This window comes from Comamonas resistens (genome assembly GCF_030064165.1).
In the GTDB taxonomy this organism is placed as follows: domain Bacteria; phylum Pseudomonadota; class Gammaproteobacteria; order Burkholderiales; family Burkholderiaceae_C; genus Comamonas; species Comamonas resistens.
In genome coordinates, this window is record NZ_CP125947.1 from 5,044,636 (window position 1) to 5,061,674 (window position 17,039).

Sequence of the window (17,039 nt, forward strand, 5' to 3'; positions counted from 1 at the left end):
GACTGGTCTGCGCTCAGTTCATGACGAAGCCGCCGTTGACGGGCAGCACCTGGCCCGTCACGAAGCGTGCGCCATCCGACAGCAGATAGGACACGGCGCCCGAGACATCCTCTGGGCCCTGCTCGCGCTGCAGCGCGCGCTGGTCGATGTAGAGGCGGTGGCGGTGCTCGGGCACGTACTCGGTGGCTTCCACCAGCACCAGGCCGGGCGCCACGGCGTTGACGGTGACGTTGTCGCCGCCCATTTCACGGGCCATGGCATGGGTCATGGCCATGACGGCGCCCTTGCTGGCCACGTAGGCCATCAGGTTGGGCGCGCCCCACAGCGCGGTGTCGGAAGCCAGGTTGACCACGGCGCCACGACCGCTGTCACGCAGTGCGGCACGGCAGGCGCGCGTCATCAGCCAGACGCCGCGCACGTTGACGCTCATCACCTGGTCCCACTTCTCGAGCGCGATGTCGTCCATGCCCTTGCCGCCCGAGTCGGTGACGGCGGCGTTGTTGACCAGACCGTCGAGCCCGCCCAGGGCTTGCACCGCCTGCTGCGCGCAATGCGCGATGGAGTCAGGGTTGCCGGCATCGAAGGCCACGCCATGGGCTTGCAGGCCCTTGGCACGCAACTGCTCCACGGCCTGGGCCAGCAGCTCTTCACGCAGATCGGCCAGCACGACCTGTGCGCCCTGCGTGCACAGCGTCTGTGCAAAGGCAAAACCCAGGCCGCGCGCGGCGCCGGTGACGAGGATCCGGCGCCCTGCGAGCGGCCCGGTGGAATGCGTGGTGTTCATGGTCATCCTGATCTGCTTTGTTTCAAATATGAAATGACACTTTTTTCTTGAAACAGATGGCAGTTTAGTGACGATCTTTTTGGGTCATAACAAGGGAAAACCCGCAAGAGATACAAAAAATAACCAACCGAACAGGCGAAAAAAAAACCGCGGCCAGCGCGGTTGGGAAAGAGGTTGTCATCCATGAAGCCACCGGCCATCGGGCGGCAGGCCAGACAGGGATTGGAGGTATCCCGATTTGATAGCTAGCAACGCGCACCCGTACCTGGCTTTATGCAAAAAGCCATCCAGGATTCATATGGAATGGGCGCCAGCAGCTATCAAAAAATCAGCCGCCAGCCCGAACCTTCAAGGCATCTGGCGCAGAAAGTCCGACACCACCAGCTGGGCATAGCGGCTGGCCACGGTGCGCACGAACGTGGAGAAGTCCACATGGGCGCTGTCGTCGGCGCGGTCCGAGATGGTGCGCATGGCCGCAAACGGCACGCCATAGTCGAAGCAGGCCTGGGCCACGGCAGCTCCCTCCATCTCCACGGCCAGCACATGGTGGCTCGCGGCCTGCAGCTCGGTACGCAGGCGGTCGCTGGCCTGGCGCGAACTGACGAACTGGTCGCCGCTGGCGATCAGCCCCTCATGCAAGCGGGCCGACGCGTGGGAGGCCACGATACCGGCCTGGACCGCGGAGGCTGCCGCCTGCACCAGGCGGTCCGTCATCGCGCCATCGCAGGCCAGGGTGCTGCAGCCATATCCCGGCATTTCCCAACGCGGAAAGATCGGCGAGGCGTCCATGTCGTGCTGCATGAACTGCCGCGCGATCACCACGTCGCCCACGTTCACGCCCTGTCCTATGCCGCCAGCCACGCCCGTGAACACGATGGCGCGCACGCCAAAGCGCTCGATCAGCGCCGCCGTGGTGGTGGCCGCAGCCACCTTGCCTATGCCCGACAGCGCGCACACCACCTCATGCCCATGCAGCCGGCCCAGCCAGAAGTCGCGCCCCGCATGGCGCTGGCCTTGCATGCCTTCCATGGCGTCCACCAGGCCGTGTTGTTCTTCGGCAAGAGCACTGAGAATGGCAATCGTCATGGGTGTCGTGATTCCGGAGCGAGGGAGGGAAAAGACAAAAGCGGCACAAGGCCGCTTTGCTTCGTAGCGCAAGAGCGCGATTAGAGCATGAGGGTTTACTGCGCCACGATGTGGTGGCTCTTGACCACGGGCGCCCACAGCGCGGTCTCCTTGCGGATCAGCTCGCCAAAGGCATCGCCCTTGACCACCCAGGGGGTCATGCCCTGGGACTTGAGCTGGTTCTGCGCGGCCTGGGTCTTCATGACCTTGTCGATGTCCTCGGCCAGCTGCTTGACCACTTCGGGAGGCGTGTTCTTGGGCGCCAGCACGCCATACCAGGACGAAACGGCAATGCCCGGAATGCCGGCCTCGGCCAGGGTCGGCACATTGGGCAAAAAGCCCGAACGCGTGGCATCGGTCACGGCCAGAGCGCGCAGCTTGCCCGACTGCACATGGGGCAGCACGGTGGGCATGTTGGCGATCAGCATGGGGATGGTGCCGCCCAGGGCATCGTTCAGGCCCTGGCCCGAGCCCTTGTAGGCCACGTGCATGATGTCGGCACCCGACTTGTCCTTGAACAGCTCGCCGGCCAGGTGCAGGCTGGAGCCCACGCCCGGCGAGGCGTAGCTGATCGAATCGGGCTTGGATTTGGACAGTGCCACCAGCTCCTGGATGGTCTTGGCCGGCACCTGGGGATTGACGACGATGACATTGGCCGCACGCCCCATGGATGCCACGGGCACGAAGTCGCCGAACACGTTGTAGGGCAGCTTGGGCATCAGCGTGGGGTTGATGGTCAGGTTGCCCTGGGGCACGACAAGCAGCGTGTGGCCGTCGGGCTTGGCGCGCTTGACCATGTCGATGCCGATGTTGCCGTTGGCACCGGGGCGGTTGTCCACGATGGCGGCCTGCTTGTACTCCTCGGTCAGGCCCGTGGCCAGGATGCGCGAGAGGATGTCCACCGCGCCGCCGGCGGGGAACGGCGCAATGATGGTGAACTGGCCGCTGGACAGTTGCTCGGCGGCACCGGCCGCGTACGCGGGGGACATGGCGGCGGACAGCGCGGCGCTGCAGGCCAGCGCCAGGCAGGACTTGAGGAAGGCGGAACGTTGCATGGTCTTGTCTCCAGGGAGAACGGAAATTTCAGAAGAGCCGGAGGCCGGTGCGCATCGGGCTTGATGCAGCGCAAAGGCCGGCGGGCAAAGGCATGACACCATGGATGCCATGCTCAGATGGGCGGTGCTTGCGCGCACTTTTGCAAACACGCAAGCAAGACCGATGCCACCGGCACGGCGCATGGCTGGAACGGGTCAGATGGCCAGGGAAGCCACGTTGTTGAGCACGGCGCGCACCACGCTGTACACGGTCAGCGCCGAGGTCTTGGGGTTGGCCGCCAGCGGCTTGCCGCGCATGGTCAGCTCCATGGCGCCGAAAGCGCCGCGCGCCTCGACGTGGTGCACGTTTTCATCGACGGCCGGGTCGGCGAACAGGCGCACCATGGTCTTGTCCAGGCCCAGGCCCGCCAGCGACAGCGTGGCCGCCACATTGGCATTCTTGGGATAGAGCTGGGCCGCTTCGCGGGCCGTGCCTTCGAAGATGCAGAAGGCTTCGGTCAAGGCCCCCAGATCGCAGGCCTGCTCGGCCGGCGTGCCGCTCCAGGCCTTGGGCGGCTTGCGGCCCGTGTAGACCACCGAGTCCAGCCCGCCCACGCGGGCCGCGGCCAGTGCGTCGATGCCGCCGATGGCGCCGGACAGCAGCTGCACCTGGGTCTGGCCGGCCTCGGCCGCCGCCTGCACGCGCTCGGCCATGCCGGGGGCACTCAAAGCGCCGATCGAAGCCACCACCGTGGGAATGCCGCGCGCCAGCGCCGGCAGCACATGCTCTTCGATGGCGCTGTGGCCCGCGCACTCCACCAGCAGATCGGGCCGGGCATCGGCGGGCAGGGCTGGCAGGATCTGCGCCTGCGGAGCCAGACGGGCCACCGTCTGCTGGATCGCAGCGCTGGCCTCGGGCACCAGCACCCAACGCACCTGCAGCCGGGCATCGCCGCTCAGCAACTCCAGAACGCTGGAGCCGATCGCGCCGCAACCAATCAATGCAATATTTTTCATCTCACACTTCCTGAAAAATACGCTGGCCCGGCGTGAAAGCGTATCCATGATTGCCTTGCAGCAGCCATGAATACGCGCCGACGGGTCAGCGCAAAAGATCCGGATGCTGCTGGCGCAAATGAGCCGACAGAGTCTCTGCCGCCTCCTGCACCTGCTGCGCCCAGAGCTGGGTTTTTTCGGGCACCAGCTCGGTGAACGGAATGGCCACGGCCAGACCAGCCACTACCTGCCCGCTGCCGCCGCGCACGGGCGCGGCGATGCTGGAGACGCTAGGCTCGTAAAAGCCCTCGCCCATGGCGTAGCCACGCTCGCGGTCCTGCGCCAGCAGGCTCGCCAGGTCCTCGACATGACGCGGCGTGCTTTCGGAGAACTGCGGCAGTTCCTCGCCGCCGAACAGCTCGCGCAGCTGCGCCGCATCCATGTCCTGCAGCAAGGTCCGCCCCAGCACCGTGGCATGGGCCGGCAGGCGCGAACCCACGCGCACGGCGCCCTGAAAGGCACCGGGCGGCGCGATGCGCGCCACATAGACCACCGAGGTGCCGTCAAGCAGCGCCAGATTGCTGGTCATGCCCAGCGCATCGCACAGGCCTTGCAGCACCGGCTCGGCCAGCTGTGCCAGCGGCTGGGTCGACAGATAGTCGTAGCCCAGTCGCAGCACGGCCAGGCCCAGCCGGTATTCGGTGCCGCTGCGCTGCAGATACCCCGAGTTTTCGAGCGTGGTCAACATGCGGAACACCGTGGAGCGCGGCAGCTGCAGGCAGCGTGCCAGCTCGGGCGCGCTCCACACGGGCTGCACCGGGCCGAAGCAGGCCAGCAAGCGCAGTCCGCGCTCCAGCGCGGGCACGGTGTAACGGTCGTTGTCGTTGGTCGAAATCTCGGAGGTATCGCTCATGGCTGTCGGCAGGTAGAAGTGCGGGTACTTTGGTTCAACAAAGATGCCAGCTTCTGCGCGATCGCCACGGGTTGTTCCACGGGCGAGGCATGGCCGGCGGCCGCAAGCGTACCGTAGTCGGCGCCCAGCAGTTCGGACCAGGCCTTGCAGGCCGCAGGAGGTGTGACCACGTCATGCTCTCCGACCCAGACCTGGACCGGCATGGACAGCTTGCCGGCCGCCTGCCCCAGATCGCCGCCGCACAGCAGTTCCACCGCCTGCGCATAGCCCTGCGGCTGCATGCGGGCCGTGTTCCAGCGCACCCATGCGCGCACCGACTCGGGCGCCTCGGCCGATACCAGCCGCTGGTCGATCACGGCAGCCAGACCGGCAACGCCCTTCCCGGCCAGCGCAGCCAGACGCCCCTGGCGCACCTTGGCCTGCTGCTCGGCCTTGGCCGGCGCGCCGTAGCCGCCCGCCGGGCTGATGAGCACCAGTTGCTCGACTAGGCCAGAGGCCGTGCCGGCCAGCCTGGCCGCCATCAACGCCCCCAGCGAGTGACCAACCAGAAGGCAGCGGCGCACGCCCAGCGCTTGCAGGGACTGCTCCAGTGCCCGCGCATAGTCGGCATCGCCGGGAGTAGGCTGCGCCAGCGGCGTGGATACGCCATAGCCCGGAGCATCCCAGGCCAGCACGCGCGCCTTGTCGCCCAGCGCCAGCGCCAGGTCCAGCCACGAAGCCGCGCCCGAGCTGATACCGTGCAGCAGCACGACGGCGAATTCGTCCGTCGCATCGCCTGCCTCGCGCCAGGCAACCCGGGAGCCATCCGGCAACTGCACTAGTCGCTCGGGAAAGCCGGCCTGCAGCTGCTGCACCTTGAAGGACAGCGTGTCCTGCGTCATGGCCGGGCTCAGCGCTTGATTTTGGCCAGCGGGTGCTCGGGCGGATAGGTCGGGGTGATGGGCTTCTTGGCGCCCAGCATCACGCACATCAGCGCGTCTTCGTCGCCGATATTGATCTCTTCGCGGTACACGCCTGGAGGTACGGACACCACGTCGCGGTCGGTCAGGATGGTCTCGAAGCGTTCGCCGTCCTTCTCCAGCACCAGCTTGAGCTTGCCGCGCATCACGAAGAACACTTCCTCGACGTCGGTGTGCAGGTGCGACGGGCCTTCATGGCCGGCCGGGATCACCATGGTGGAGAAAGTGAAGTTCTCCGACGGAATGGTGTTGCTGTCGGCAGCCACGCCCGTGCCGCCAGTACCGATGTAGCGCATCTGGCCGCGGCGGTACTTGGGGTCGAAATCGGCCTGGAACTTCAGCGCGTCGAAGTCGTACTTGCGCGTGGAAAAGCGCGCGACGCGCGAAGTCATCCAGTCTTCAAAGCTGGTGCCTTCGGGCTGGTCCCAGCTGCGGGGGGTGTTCTGTGTGGAGTCCGTCATTTATCTCTCCTGTAACCGCTGACACATGGCAAAAGCCCAAGGCTTTTGTTTTTCTAATGAAACACAGTTCATTTAGTGAAACGATTATAGAAAAACAGCGAGGCACTCCACAAGTACGGGAAGTCACCTATGACGAGAATCCCTTTGCCCAGCCCGGCAACAAAAAAAGGGTGCCGAAGCACCCAGTGAAATTGCCTTGGAAGACAAGATGAAAATCAGGCGTCGCGCAATTCCCTGCGCAGAATCTTGCCCACGGGAGTCTTGGGCAGTTCGGTGCGAAAGACAATGTGGCGCGGGCGTTTGTAGCCGGTCAGATTGGCGTGGCAATAGTCACGCAGCACCTGTTCGGTCAGTGCAGGATCCTTTTTCACGACAATGAGCTTGACGGCTTCGCCCGTCTTTTCATCAGGCACGCCCACCACCGCGCACTCGAGCACGCCAGGGCAGTTGGAGACCACGTCCTCCACCTCGTTGGGATAGACGTTGAAGCCGCTGACGATGACCATGTCCTTCTTGCGGTCCACGATCTTGACGAAGCCACGCTCATCCATGGTGCCGATGTCGCCGGTCAGGAAGTAGCCATCGTTCGTCATGACCTTGGCCGTCTCATCGGGCCGCTGCCAATAGCCGGCCATGACCTGCGGGCCCAGCACGGCAATCTCGCCAGGCTGACCAGGCTCGGTGACGGTGCTGCCGCTATCGGCCACCAGCTTGATACGGGTGCTGGGCAGGGGCACGCCAATGGTGCCGGAGTAAGCGGTGGCGGTGACAGGGTTGCAGGTGACCGAGGGACTGGTCTCCGAGAGGCCATAGCCTTCGCAGATAGGACAACCCGTTTTCTTGAGCCAGAGTTCGGCCACCGCGCTTTGCACGGCCATGCCGCCCCCCACCGAGACCTTGAGGTGGCTCCAGTCCACAGTGCCGAAATCGGGATGGTTGGCCAGGCCGTTGAACAAGGTGTTCACAGCCGGGAAGCTGTGGAAGCGGTGCTTGGACAGCTCCTTGAGCGTGGCCGGCAGATCGCGCGGATTGGGGATCAACACTGTTTTACCGCCCGTGCGCATGGACAGCATCATGTTCACCGTGAAGGCGAAGATGTGATAGAGCGGCAGAGCGCAGATGCTCGTGGGCTGCTCACCCGCGGGTACCTGCTTCATCGCCGGTTCGTTCCAGGCTTCGGACTGCAGCACATTGGCAATGATGTTGCGATGCAGCAGCACCGCACCCTTGCTCACGCCCGTGGTGCCGCCGGTGTACTGCAGCAGGGCCATGTCGTCAGGCTTGATGACAGGCGCAGTGAATGAAGCGCTGCGCCCCTTGGCCAGAGCCTCGTTGAAACGCACGGCGCCCGGCAGGCTGAAGACCGGCACCATCTTCTTGATGAAACGCACCACGAAATTGACAATGGCGCCCTTGACCATGCCCAGCTCGTCGCCCATGGCGCACAGCACAATATGCTTGACCGCGCTGCCCTGCATGCCGTCCTGCAGCGTCTTGGCAAAGTTCTCGATGATGACAATGGCCTTGGCGCCCGAATCCTTGAGCTGATGCTCGAGCTCGCGCGCGGTGTATAGCGGATTGACGTTGACCACCACATAGCCCGCGCGCAGCACGGCAGCCACGGCCACCGGGTACTGGGGCACATTGGGCATCATCAGCGCCACACGGTCGCCTCGCTGCAGGCCCAGGCTCTGCAGATAGGCGGCAAAGACCTTGCTCTGGGCATCGACCTGGGCAAAGGTCAGCTCCTTGCCCATGAAGGAATATGCGACCTTGTTCGCATGCTTGGTGAATGCCTCTTCCATCAGCGCTACCAGCGACGGGTACTGCGATGGATCGATATCGGTCGGAACTCCCTCTGGATACGCACTCAGCCAAGGACGGTCACTCATTCTTGTCTCTCCGGTTTTTTATCGTTCAACCGGACTATTCTCATAAAAAGCACGGTCGTTCGATACTGTAGTAACCCTAGGGCGGCTTTCCAGTTGCCTAGGTGACAGCAGGCGCCTCCAGCAGGCCGTTGAAGCTGCGCAGCCCTTCCAGATCGACCAGTTGCACGCTGCGGTAACCCACCTCGATCAGGCCTGCGCGGTGCAACTGGCTCAGGGCTTCACTCAGCCTGGAGCGCGAGACATTGCAGTAATCAGCCAGTTCGCTTTGCGGCACATTGAGCCAGTGCCTGGCAAACGGGAAATTCAGCGGGGTGATGAGTGCAGCCAGGCAGCGCGCCACGCGTGCGACCGTGCCGCTGTGCTGCTGGGCGGTGATCAGGTTCATAAGTTGCAGATTGCGCTCGGCCAGCAATTGCATGAGAAAGGTCTGAAAAGGCTGCTCCCGCATCCACAGCTGCTCGAAGACGGCTCGCGGCAACTCTGGAGCCACCCACAGCCCGAGCTGCTCTGGGCAGCCTGCGGCAATGTACAGGCCAAGGCCTTGCGCCGCTGGATGCGTGAGCATCAAGGCCCGGTGCGCTGCCAGATCAGCAACTACTGGCGCTAGGCAACCATGCAAAAAGCCCGCAGGGTGAAGCCTGCGGGCTTTCAGTATTTTTGACTTCAAACGCTTAAAGGATAAGCGCTTTCAGCTATCAAAACAGGTGTATTACTTGACCAGCTGGGCCAGATCGCCAGCGGCGTACTTCTTGGCCATCTGATCCAGGCTGTAGCCCTTGATCTTGGCGCCCTGGCCTTCGCAGCCGAATTCCATGTAGCGGGCCTTGCAGACCAGCTTGGCCGCTTCGCGGGCAGGCTTGAGCCATTCGCGGGCGTCGAACTTGTCGGGGTTCTCGGCCAGGAACTTGCGCACCGCGCCGGTCATCGCCAGACGGATGTCGGTGTCGATATTGATCTTGCGCACGCCGTACTTGATGGCTTCCTGGATTTCTTCCACGGGCACGCCGTAGGTTTCCTTCATCTTGCCGCCGTACTGGTTGATGATGGCCAGCAGTTCCTGAGGCACGGAAGAGGAGCCGTGCATCACCAGATGGGTGTTGGGGATGCGGGCATGGATTTCCTTGACGCGGGAGATGGCCAGGATGTCGCCTGTGGGCTTGCGGCTGAACTTGTAGGCGCCGTGGCTGGTGCCGATGGCGATCGCCAGTGCGTCCAGCTGGGTGGCCTTGACGAACACAGCAGCTTCTTCGGGGTCGGTCAGCATCTGGCTGTGGTCCAGCTTGCCTTCGGCGCCAATGCCGTCTTCTTCGCCGGCTTCGCCGGTTTCCAGGTTGCCCAGGCAGCCCAGTTCGCCTTCCACGGTGGCACCAATCTTGTGGGCCATGGCCACGACCTGCTGGGTCACGTCCACGTTGTAGTCGAAGGACGAAGGGGTCTTGCCGTCGCTCATCAGCGAGCCGTCCATCATCACCGAGCCGAAGCCCAGGTTCAGCGCGCCCTGGCAGACTTCAGGCGTGGTGCCGTGGTCCTGGTGCATCACCAGGGGAATGTGGGGATACATTTCGGCAGCGGCCTGGATCAGGTGCTTGATGAAAGGCTCACCTGCGTACTTGCGGGCACCGGCACTGGCCTGCAGGATGACGGGTGCGCCGACTTCGTCAGCCGCCGACATCACGGCCTGGACCTGTTCCAGGTTGTTCACGTTGAAGGCGGGGATGCCATAGCCGTTTTCAGCAGCATGGTCCAGCATTTCGCGCATCGAAATCAAAGGCATGGTGGGTTCCGTTCAAAGTTTTGAGAGGTAACGCCCCCCGGCAATGAATGACTGCAGTGCGCCGCACGACAGCTGTGGCCTGGGGAAAGACCAGCGACACCTTCCGGTAACCGCTTAGTAACCGCCTATTTTAACCGGCAGTCGGCATTTCCATGCGATAGCAGGTGGTGAAGCCCGGTGGTGCATCGGCCTGCTCAAAGCGTCCACCATGGGCCTGCATGACGCGTCCGACGATTTCATGGCCCAGATGCAGGCTGTCCGCCGGGGGTACATGCTCAGGAGCCGCGTCGCGCCGCCCATCGTCACAGATCTGGATCCAGGCCAGGCCCTGATCGGCATCCAGACCGGCCTGCACTTCGATCTGCGTGCCCATGGGCGTATGGCGTACCGCGTTCTCAATCAGGTTGCGCAGCGCCGACTCCAGCAGCAGCGCATTGCCACGCACAGTCAGGGATTCGGGCGCGTCCACCGCCAGCACATCCTGGCGCTGCCACGCGCTTTGTGCCTGGGCGGCCGCCACATCGCGCGCCAGGGCGGCCCAGTTGACCGTCTGCAACGGCGCCTCCTGCATGCCACGCTCGGCTCTGGCCAATGTCAGCAGTTGATCCAGCACATGGCCGGCATGCAGCGCGTCCCGACCGATACGCTGCATGGCTTCTCGCATGGCCGCATCGCCGCCCAGGCCGTCACGTGCAGACTCCAGCGCCTGAGCCTGCAAAGCTATGGAGGCCAGCGGCGTGCGCAGCTCATGGGCGATTTCATTGGCGAGATTGCGCTCGCGCTCCAGGGTCGCCTGCTGGCGGTCGAGCAAGGTGTTGATGGCACCCACCATGGGCGACAGCTCACGCGGCACGCTCGCGTCGGAGACACGTTGATCCCGGCTCAGATCCAGGGCCTGTACCCGCTGGGTGATCTGGTTCAGGGGACGCAGGCCACGGCGCATGGCCATGCCCAGCGCCACCACAATCATGGGCAGCAGCCAGAAACCCGGCTCGATCATCTGCGTGGCAATATCGTCGGCCAGGCTGTCACGTTCGGCCAGCGATACCATGACCGTGACCTTGGCCTTGCGATCCACGCTCCACTGCGTGTAGCTGCGCCAGGCCTTGCTCGGCTCGGCACCTAGAGTGGCAAAACCCTGCTCTATATCGAAATCCGGCAACGGCGCCTGCCCGGTACGGGAGATCACGGCTCCGCCGGCATCCCAGAGCACCACGCTCAACGACTCCTGGTAATCATGGGCATGCAGGCCCGGCGGCGGCTGTACAGGTGTGCTTTCCCTGAGCGGCACATCGTCCTGCACATGCCAGTTCAGCGCCAGCGTGGCTACGCCGGCCAGATGTCCGTCCGTCAGCTCGTCGGCCTCGTGCACACCCGTCTGGTAGCCCCAGATGACAAAGCTGGCCCAGACCGCTGCCAGTGCGGCCAGCATCCAGGCCAGCAAGGTCAGCTGCAGCGAGCTGCGCCGCCCGGTCCTGGGCATTGGCTGTTTCATTCCTGCTCCTGCGGCATGAAGTAGCCCACGCCCCGCATGGTCACGATGATTTTCTGCCCCAGCTTTTTGCGCAGATGGTGCACATAGACCTCCACGGCATTGCTCTCCACCGTGTCGCCCCAGCTGTACAGGTGTTCTTCGATCTGTGGCCGGGACAACACTCTGCCGCGTACCTGCAGCAAGGCCCAGAGCACGGCAAACTCACGCGGCGAAATCTCTACCTTGCGCCCGGCCTGCTTGAGCGTGCGGGATGCCGGATCGATCTCCAGATCGCCATGGCGAATCACGGGCGAGGCCTGACCGGCGGCGCGGCGCATCATGGCTCGCAGCCGGGCTTCGAGCTCATCCATGTCGAACGGCTTGACCAGATAGTCGTCCGCCCCCAGGTTCAGCCCTGCCACCCGGTCCTGGACCTGATCACGCGCCGTCAGGATCAGCACCGGCGTGGAGGCTTCGGGCAGCTGTGGCAAACCAGGCCGGGGCAACTGGCCGCGCAGGCGCCGCACCACCTCGCTGCCATCGCCATCAGGCAGGCCCAGATCCAGCAGCACGGCATCAAAGCGCTCGGCACACAACGCGCTCCAGGCCTGGGCCACGGACGCGCAGACATCCACCGCATAACCGCGCTGCATGAGATTGGTACGCAGGCCCGCCGCAATACCTTCATTGTCTTCAACCACCAGAATTCGCATGCCTGCATTGTGCGGGGCAATCCGGCCTTTGCCCATTTGCCGCAGCGGCCCGACCCACAGACCGGCAGCCCCGTCTGGGAGGTCCGCTCCTTGCGAACGCTTGAATCAGAAATTGACATCCCGCCAGCACTTTTTCCGCTTAGCATCGGCCCACACCCACCCTCACGGCGCATTCATGTTCTCCTTCGATCCTTTTTTGTTTGCGCTCTTCAACGCCGACGAGAACACTCCCTGGCTCAGCATCCAGCTGGCCCGCGTGCTCTCCAGCTGGATACCCAATATCAGCGCCGTCCTGGTTCTGGGAACACTGGTCTTCGGCTCCGCCGCAGCACGCCGCAGCATGCTGATGCTGCTGCTGTCCATGGCGACAGCCTGGGCAATGGTCAAGCTCATACGCTGGGGCTTTCCCACCCAACGTCCCTTCCAGCTCGACATGGGCACGTTGTGGGTGCATCACGGAGGGCGCTCCAGCTTCCCCAGCCAGCATGCCAGCGGCGCTTTTGCCCTGGCCATGGCCATTCGTCTGGGCGTGACGCGCCACCGCAAATGGCTGGTGGCCCTGGCCTGGGCGGCCGCCATCGGTGTTTCCTGGAGCCGTGTGCACCTGGGCGTGCACTTTGCCTCCGATGTGCTGGCCGGGGCCCTGGTCGGTATCTGCAGCGCATGGCTGGTCTGGAACCTTGCTTTCCAGCTGCGCCGGCGCGGTCAGCTGCGCCTGATGCCGCATATCAAACGACTGCGGCTGCGCCTGCGCTGGGCCAGACAGGCATAAGAGCCCCGAGGAGGGCCGTCCCGTCAAAACGCCGATGTTCTTAAGCCGCCATTAAGAAGCGCTTTCTATCGTGGCGGACATGCGTTCGTCCGTCCTGCCTCTCACATTCCCCCAAGAAGCCTCTCCATTCAAACTGCTGAGCTGGACCTGCATTGCCCTGGCCGGCGTCCTGGCATGGGACATGAGCGGCCTGGACATGCCCATGGCGCACTGGTTCGGCAACAGCCAGGGCTTTCCTCTGCAAAACGACTGGTTCATGGTCAATATCGCCCATGAAGGCGCCCGCAAGCTGGCCTGGACCATTGTGCTGAGCCTGAGCCTGATGATCTGGTGGCCCATGGGCCTGCTGCGGCAGGTGCCCTATTCGCGGCGCGTGCAGCTGGTGCTTGGCTCACTGTTCTCGCTGATCGTCATGGCCATCATGAAGCGCATCAGCGCCACCAGTTGCCCCTGGGATATCAGCGATTTCGGCGGCGTCGGCCACTATGTCTCGCACTGGGCCTGGGGCGTGACGGATGGCGGCGGCGGACACTGCTTTCCTGCCGGCCATGCCTCGGCGGGCTTTGCCTTCATCAGCGGCTACTTTGCACTGCGCCACACCCTGCCCCGCGCGGCACGCATCTGGCTGGCTACCGCACTACTCGCCGGCCTTGCACTGGGCCTAGCGCAGCAGATGCGTGGCGCCCACTTCATGAGCCACACGCTCTGGACGGCCTGGCTGTGCTGGACCTGCTGCTGGATCTGCGACATGGTGACCACGCAGCTGCAGGCCAGACGCCAGGCCAGCGGGGCGAACTACCTGCCCGACACCGTGATTCCCAACGACTGAACGTCGTCAGAAAGACTCTCATGCTGTTTTTCGATCCACCCGTCTTTCACTTCCTCAACGCCAACACCCAAAGCCCCATGTGGTGGATAGAGGCCTCGCGCTTCGCGTCCAACTGGCTGCCCGGTCTGTGCGCCTTGCCGGTGATCGCCGCCATGCTGGCCCTGGGCAAGGGCTGGCGACGCAGCATTCAGCTGGCGTTGCTGTCCATGGCCGTGGCCTGGGTTGCCTGCCGCTTGATACGCTGGGGCTTTCCCATGCCCAGACCGGCACAGCTGGGCATGGGCCATCAATGGATAGTGCATGGCGCCAGCGCCAGCTTCCCCAGCATGCATGCCGCCGGCGCATTCGCCCTGGCCCTGGGCATCAACCTCGGTGTGGGCCGGCACCGACGCTGGCTGGTCATCTGCGCCTGGATTCTGGCCGGCAGCGTGGCCCTGAGCCGCGTGGTGCTGGGCGTGCACTTCCCCTCCGACGTGCTGGCAGGCATGCTGACCGGCGCAGCCAGCGCCACCCTGGTCTGGCGCTGCGCCCTGAAGATCAAGCAAGCCCAGCACCGCCGACGCCTGAAACAAGGCCTGCACCCGCAAATCAGCTAAGCTGACGCTACCAAGACAAAAGCTGCCAGCGCTTATGTATCAAGCGCTGGCAGCTTTTTTCTTGAAACTGGCACACCCCCAACAAAGAGACACCGAGCAAGAGCCGCCTCGCGGCGAAGGTGTCGTCCCCCTCCCGCGAAGCGAGAGAGGGGGAAGGCGCGCAGCGCCTCAGGGGGTGGCGTCAGTTACTCCACCCTGCAAATCTTCAGCATGTTCGTACCACCGGGCTGGCCCATGGGCTCGCCGCAGGTGATGGCGTACACATCGCCGGACTGCACGATGCCGCGCATCAGCAGATGGGTCTTGGCCTGGTCCAGAGCCGTGTCGCGGTCTGCGCTGGTATCCATCAGCAGAGGGCGCACGTTGCGGTACAAAGCCATCTTGCGCTGAGTGGCCAGACGAGGCGTCAAAGCGTAGATGGGGATGTGGATGCGGTGGCGGCTCATCCACAGAGCGGTGGAGCCGGAATCCGTCATCGCCACGATGGCCTTGGCCCCCAGGTGGTGGGCGGTGAACAGTGCGCCGATGGCGATGGCCTGGTCGGTGCGCTTGAAGGGGCTGTTGCTGAAGTCGGCATCCTTGACGCGATCTTCGGCGGCTTCGGCTGCGGCGCAGATGGCGGCCATCTCGCGCACGGTTTCCAGCGGGAACTTGCCGGCAGCGGTCTCGGCGCTCAGCATCACGGCATCTGTGCCATCCAGCACGGCATTGGCCACGTCGCTGACTTCGGCGCGGGTGGGCACGGGGTTGGTGATCATGGACTCCATCATCTGGGTCGCGGTGATCACCACCTTGTCCATGTCGCGCGCCATGCGGATCATCTTCTTTTGCAGCGCGGGCACGGCAGCGTGACCCACTTCCACGGCCAAGTCGCCACGGGCGACCATGATGCCGTCGGACACCTTGAGGATCTCTTCCAGGCGGGGAATGGCTTCGGCACGTTCGATCTTGGCGATCAGACCGGGCTTGTGGCCGTACTGGGCAGCTGCCACATTGCACAGCTGGCGGGCCATTTCCATGTCGGTGGCGTTCTTGGGGAAGCTCACGGCCACGTAGTCGGCCTGGAAGGACATCGCGGTCTTGATGTCTTCCATGTCCTTGGCGGTCAGTGCGGGAGCCGTCAGGCCGCCGCCTTGCTTGTTGATGCCCTTGTTGTTGGACAGCTCGCCGCCCAGCTTGACGATGGTGTGCACGGCATCGCCACGCACGGCTTCCACGGTCATCACGATCAGGCCGTCGTTGAGCAGCAGCACGTCGCCGGCCTTCACATCACGGGGCAGCTCCTTGTAATCGAGGCCCACGCCGTTGATGTCGCCCAGTTCGGTGCGCGATGCATCGAGCACAAAGCGCATGCCGGGCTCCAGCCAGACCTTGCCTTCGGCGAACTTGCCGACGCGGATCTTGGGGCCTTGCAGGTCGGCCATGATGGCGACTTCACGGCCTGCGCGCTGAGCGGCTTCGCGCACCATGGTGGCGCGGTCGATATGGTCCTGGGCCTTGCCATGGCTGAAGTTCAGGCGCACGACGTTCACGCCCTCGCGCACCATTTGCTCAAGCAGTTGCGGATCGCTGGAAGCGGGGCCCAATGTGGCGACGATCTTGGTTGCACGACTCACTTGCATGAAATGTCTCTCTCGCGATGGAATGATGTAATCGGGTTTCAATTCTTGCACGGAAGCGGTTACATGACTGCATCTTCAGCGTGGCGACAACATCGCGGCCGCCCGCCGCCGTACCCCTCAAACAGTAGCTGCTTACGCAGCCCTGGCTTGATACTTCTAGGAAATACTTATTAAAACCAATGTAGTGCACACGTTATTAGCTACCAATACAGGAGCACCTACAGAGAGAAACAGCGGCTGTCCAGGCCCTCTGGTGCACTGCATCAAGCAAGGCGTTGAAACAGTTTTACCCGGCGGGTTCTAATGCGCGGCGTCACACCAGACCGTGGGACAGCAGATAGGCCACCACATGGGCCAGGATGGCAACCTCCAGCCCATAGCGCCAGAACAGCTGCCCCGCCAGCAGGCCGTAGACGATCTCGCACAGCAGCAGCTGCGCCAGCACGGTGCTGGGCAAGGTCGCCGACAAGGACCAGGCCAGATACACAGGCGCCGTGCCCGCAAGCAGGGCCGTCAGCACCACCGCCGACCAGCCTATCAACCAGCCCGGACGGCTCTGCGCCTGCCCGAACAACCGCCACAGCAGCCACATCACCAGCGACATGACGCCATAGCGCAGCAGCAATTCGCTGGTAATGCCGCCATACAGCAGCTTGGGCAGCAGCGGCAGGCTGTACACAGGGTCCACCACCGAAAGGCTCTCGGGCCAGAACATGACCAGCGTCACCAGCCAGGCCGCGCCGATGATGCCGCCCGCCAGACCCGGCAGGCTCAGAAAGCGGATGCCGCGCCAGGGCGAGCGGCCCTGCAGCGCAATATTGATCAGCGCAGACCCCAGCCCCACACGCCATCCCAGCGTCACGCCAATGGTCACCGCCAGCGCCAGCAGCAGAGCCAGCCCCAGCGCCACCACCCAGCGCACCATGGGAAAAGAAAAGACGGCCGCCAACCGCATCAGCCATTCGGTCTGCACCGAAAACGCCAGCGACATCACACCCGGCATGCCCAGCAACCACAACACCAGACCCAGGCACCAACCCTGACTGGCGCGAACAGGCCTGAGATTTCGCGTCGGGTCGGGTGATGCGTTCATGG

General features: G+C 64.0%; 17 protein-coding genes. 3 read left to right on the top strand and 14 right to left on the bottom strand.

Going from position 1 to position 17,039, the window contains the following annotated elements:
- Positions 1-13: 13 nt before the first annotated feature.
- From QMY55_RS23575 to QMY55_RS23630, 12 genes are all read right to left on the bottom strand, one after another.
- A complete protein-coding gene (locus tag QMY55_RS23575) occupies positions 14-790 on the bottom strand; it encodes an SDR family oxidoreductase (protein WP_283486503.1) in 777 nt (258 codons plus the stop codon).
- Positions 791-1,132: 342 nt separating this feature from the next.
- Positions 1,133-1,870, bottom strand: coding sequence for a 5'-methylthioadenosine/adenosylhomocysteine nucleosidase (locus tag QMY55_RS23580; RefSeq protein ID WP_283486504.1), 738 nt, complete (start codon positions 1,868-1,870; stop codon positions 1,133-1,135).
- A 95-nt stretch (positions 1,871-1,965) separates the two neighbouring features.
- Positions 1,966-2,964 (bottom strand): Bug family tripartite tricarboxylate transporter substrate binding protein, encoded by a 999-nt coding sequence (locus QMY55_RS23585; RefSeq protein WP_283486505.1) that lies wholly within the window; start codon positions 2,962-2,964, stop codon positions 1,966-1,968.
- Positions 2,965-3,159: 195 nt separating this feature from the next.
- Positions 3,160-3,960: an aspartate dehydrogenase gene (locus tag QMY55_RS23590; protein WP_283486506.1), complete on the bottom strand. Its 801-nt coding sequence runs from the start codon at positions 3,958-3,960 to the stop codon at positions 3,160-3,162.
- Between the two features lie 85 nt (positions 3,961-4,045).
- The gene (locus QMY55_RS23595; RefSeq protein ID WP_283486507.1) at positions 4,046-4,852 is read right to left on the bottom strand and encodes an IclR family transcriptional regulator; all 807 of its coding nucleotides are present in this window, start codon (positions 4,850-4,852) and stop codon (positions 4,046-4,048) included.
- Positions 4,849-5,733 (bottom strand): alpha/beta fold hydrolase, encoded by an 885-nt coding sequence (locus tag QMY55_RS23600; RefSeq protein WP_283486508.1) that lies wholly within the window; start codon positions 5,731-5,733, stop codon positions 4,849-4,851. The genes QMY55_RS23595 and QMY55_RS23600 overlap by 4 nt, the downstream gene beginning before the upstream one ends.
- A gap of 8 nt (positions 5,734-5,741) precedes the next feature.
- On the bottom strand, positions 5,742-6,272 hold the full coding sequence (locus QMY55_RS23605; protein ID WP_283486509.1) for a cupin domain-containing protein: 531 nt from the start codon (positions 6,270-6,272) through the stop codon (positions 5,742-5,744).
- Between the two features lie 215 nt (positions 6,273-6,487).
- A complete protein-coding gene (locus tag QMY55_RS23610; RefSeq protein ID WP_283486510.1) occupies positions 6,488-8,164 on the bottom strand; it encodes a long-chain-fatty-acid--CoA ligase in 1,677 nt (558 codons plus the stop codon).
- A gap of 97 nt (positions 8,165-8,261) precedes the next feature.
- The gene (locus tag QMY55_RS23615) at positions 8,262-8,729 is read right to left on the bottom strand and encodes a Crp/Fnr family transcriptional regulator (RefSeq protein ID WP_283486511.1); all 468 of its coding nucleotides are present in this window, start codon (positions 8,727-8,729) and stop codon (positions 8,262-8,264) included.
- Positions 8,730-8,873: 144 nt separating this feature from the next.
- Positions 8,874-9,938 carry a class II fructose-bisphosphate aldolase gene (gene fba / locus QMY55_RS23620; protein ID WP_283486512.1) on the bottom strand — a complete coding sequence of 355 codons (1,065 nt, stop codon included), beginning with the start codon at positions 9,936-9,938 and terminating at the stop codon, positions 8,874-8,876.
- 130 nt (positions 9,939-10,068) lie between these two features.
- Positions 10,069-11,433 carry a histidine kinase dimerization/phospho-acceptor domain-containing protein gene (locus QMY55_RS23625; protein WP_283486513.1) on the bottom strand — a complete coding sequence of 455 codons (1,365 nt, stop codon included), beginning with the start codon at positions 11,431-11,433 and terminating at the stop codon, positions 10,069-10,071.
- Positions 11,430-12,125, bottom strand: coding sequence for a response regulator transcription factor (locus tag QMY55_RS23630; protein WP_283486514.1), 696 nt, complete (start codon positions 12,123-12,125; stop codon positions 11,430-11,432). The genes QMY55_RS23625 and QMY55_RS23630 overlap by 4 nt, the downstream gene beginning before the upstream one ends.
- A 175-nt stretch (positions 12,126-12,300) precedes the next feature.
- Between QMY55_RS23630 and QMY55_RS23635 the strand changes: the two genes are divergently transcribed.
- The 3 genes from QMY55_RS23635 (at position 12,301) to QMY55_RS23645 (ending at position 14,322) form a co-directional block, all read left to right on the top strand.
- Positions 12,301-12,897: a phosphatase PAP2 family protein gene (locus tag QMY55_RS23635; protein WP_283486515.1), complete on the top strand. Its 597-nt coding sequence runs from the start codon at positions 12,301-12,303 to the stop codon at positions 12,895-12,897.
- A gap of 79 nt (positions 12,898-12,976) precedes the next feature.
- Positions 12,977-13,726: a phosphatase PAP2 family protein gene (locus tag QMY55_RS23640; protein ID WP_283486516.1), complete on the top strand. Its 750-nt coding sequence runs from the start codon at positions 12,977-12,979 to the stop codon at positions 13,724-13,726.
- 20 nt (positions 13,727-13,746) lie between these two features.
- Positions 13,747-14,322: a phosphatase PAP2 family protein gene (locus QMY55_RS23645; RefSeq protein WP_283486517.1), complete on the top strand. Its 576-nt coding sequence runs from the start codon at positions 13,747-13,749 to the stop codon at positions 14,320-14,322.
- 185 nt (positions 14,323-14,507) lie between these two features.
- Here the strand turns inward: QMY55_RS23645 and pyk are convergent, their stop codons facing one another.
- Positions 14,508-15,944 (bottom strand): pyruvate kinase, encoded by a 1,437-nt coding sequence (gene pyk, locus QMY55_RS23650; RefSeq protein ID WP_283486518.1) that lies wholly within the window; start codon positions 15,942-15,944, stop codon positions 14,508-14,510.
- 313 nt (positions 15,945-16,257) lie between these two features.
- Complete coding sequence (locus QMY55_RS23655) at positions 16,258-17,037, bottom strand: abortive infection protein (RefSeq protein WP_283486519.1); 780 nt, start codon at positions 17,035-17,037, stop codon at positions 16,258-16,260.
- Positions 17,038-17,039 lie beyond the last annotated feature (2 nt).

Coding starts and splice junctions, on each gene's coding strand:
- QMY55_RS23615 (WP_283486511.1), bottom strand. CDS start 8,729: ATGCTCACGCATCCAGCGGCGCAAGGCCTTGGCCTGTACATTGCCGCA.
- QMY55_RS23580 (WP_283486504.1), bottom strand. CDS start 1,870: ATGACGATTGCCATTCTCAGTGCTCTTGCCGAAGAACAACACGGCCTG.
- QMY55_RS23640 (WP_283486516.1), top strand. CDS start 12,977: ATGCGTTCGTCCGTCCTGCCTCTCACATTCCCCCAAGAAGCCTCTCCA.
- QMY55_RS23590 (WP_283486506.1), bottom strand. CDS start 3,960: ATGAAAAATATTGCATTGATTGGTTGCGGCGCGATCGGCTCCAGCGTT.
- QMY55_RS23595 (WP_283486507.1), bottom strand. CDS start 4,852: ATGAGCGATACCTCCGAGATTTCGACCAACGACAACGACCGTTACACC.
- QMY55_RS23655 (WP_283486519.1), bottom strand. CDS start 17,037: ATGAACGCATCACCCGACCCGACGCGAAATCTCAGGCCTGTTCGCGCC.
- QMY55_RS23605 (WP_283486509.1), bottom strand. CDS start 6,272: ATGACGGACTCCACACAGAACACCCCCCGCAGCTGGGACCAGCCCGAA.
- pyk (WP_283486518.1), bottom strand. CDS start 15,944: ATGCAAGTGAGTCGTGCAACCAAGATCGTCGCCACATTGGGCCCCGCT.
- QMY55_RS23575 (WP_283486503.1), bottom strand. CDS start 790: ATGACCATGAACACCACGCATTCCACCGGGCCGCTCGCAGGGCGCCGG.
- QMY55_RS23600 (WP_283486508.1), bottom strand. CDS start 5,733: ATGACGCAGGACACGCTGTCCTTCAAGGTGCAGCAGCTGCAGGCCGGC.
- QMY55_RS23635 (WP_283486515.1), top strand. CDS start 12,301: ATGTTCTCCTTCGATCCTTTTTTGTTTGCGCTCTTCAACGCCGACGAG.
- QMY55_RS23610 (WP_283486510.1), bottom strand. CDS start 8,164: ATGAGTGACCGTCCTTGGCTGAGTGCGTATCCAGAGGGAGTTCCGACC.
- QMY55_RS23585 (WP_283486505.1), bottom strand. CDS start 2,964: ATGCAACGTTCCGCCTTCCTCAAGTCCTGCCTGGCGCTGGCCTGCAGC.
- QMY55_RS23625 (WP_283486513.1), bottom strand. CDS start 11,433: ATGAAACAGCCAATGCCCAGGACCGGGCGGCGCAGCTCGCTGCAGCTG.
- QMY55_RS23630 (WP_283486514.1), bottom strand. CDS start 12,125: ATGCGAATTCTGGTGGTTGAAGACAATGAAGGTATTGCGGCGGGCCTG.
- fba (WP_283486512.1), bottom strand. CDS start 9,938: ATGCCTTTGATTTCGATGCGCGAAATGCTGGACCATGCTGCTGAAAAC.
- QMY55_RS23645 (WP_283486517.1), top strand. CDS start 13,747: ATGCTGTTTTTCGATCCACCCGTCTTTCACTTCCTCAACGCCAACACC.